We start from the raw sequence: 1,068 nt of genomic DNA on the forward strand, positions 1-1,068 counted from the left end.
ATTCTTAGAACATACATATCAAGTCTCATAAGTTATTTGGGCTATGTCCCCACTTTCAAAGAGTACATGGAATTATTTAGGTTAGCTGCTACGCAAGCCCGTAATAGACGCTCAGCTAGTTGGTGGCCGAATCCCCGTCGGTTGTACCGATAAGTGTATTCCTCCATGTATAGTTGGTCGTCAGTTTGACGACCGTGATACGTGCCGTCGATAAATTTCTTGAAGTTGCTGATCGCTTTGTCCAACCACTGGAACGTTTCGTTCTTCTTCTCGTCTTTTGACGTTGTTACCAGATGGCTCTGTGCTCCTAGTTCCTCAGCACAACTGGCGTAGGTCGGCCACCCGTCCGTCTCCAAGATGACGCCTGTTTCGATACGCTTGGTGAGCACGTCCAGCACGGAGCGTTTGCCCACATCGCTCACCACATCCATGAACAGATACTGCGGCTTTCCCTTCTTTAAGGAGACACCAGCTACCACAGGAACCTGTTCCGTACCGCGCCCGCGCTTACCTCCTTTGCTCTCGCCGCCCAGATAAAAATCATCGACCTGAACGATACCGCTCAGCCTATATTGGGCGTTGCGGTCCGCCATCGCTATCCGAATCTTGCGCAGCATCAGCCACGCGGTCGGATACGACACACCCAACATGCGTTCAAGAGTTGTCGCAGCAATTCCGCCTTTATCGTTAGCCACCAAGTATATGGCGAGGAACCATTTCGTAAGGGGCGTCTGGGTCTTGTGAAATATGGTTCCTGATGTAATTGATGTTTGTCGACGGCAATCTCTGCACTCGAACAGAGGTACTCGGTTTTCTGCGTCTCTCCGATGTTTCGCATGTATTCGCATCGCGTTCTTGCTTCCGCACTTCGGGCAACAGAATCCCGACGGCCAGCGTAGTTCGATGATGCGCTCCTCGCAGGAGGATTCATCCGAAAACTTGTTCATGAACTCGTCCAAGGTCATGTAACTCACTCCGAACCAAACATATGTTCTATATGGATTCTATCATGTTACCCCCACTTTGACTACCCGACTTTCGAGACTTGATATGTATATGTCAAAATTC

The 1,068-nt window shown here is 49.7% G+C and carries 1 protein-coding gene; it reads right to left on the reverse strand.

Annotation, left to right across the window (positions count from 1 at the left end):
- Positions 1-41: 41 nt before the first annotated feature.
- Entirely contained in the window at positions 42-965 is a 924-nt protein-coding gene (locus BFU02S_RS15935) for an IS1595 family transposase (protein WP_066372806.1), read from the reverse strand.
- Between the last annotated feature and the right edge of the window lie 103 nt (positions 966-1,068).

The sequence above is a fragment of the Neobacillus fumarioli NBRC 102428 genome, from assembly GCF_001591485.1.
Classification (GTDB): Bacteria; Bacillota; Bacilli; order Bacillales; family Cytobacillaceae; genus Neobacillus; species Neobacillus fumarioli.

Bases quoted from the DNA above. Each gene is read 5' to 3' on its own strand.
- BFU02S_RS15935 (WP_066372806.1), bottom strand. From the start codon at position 965: ATGACCTTGGACGAGTTCATGAACAAGTTTTCGGATGAATCCTCCTGC.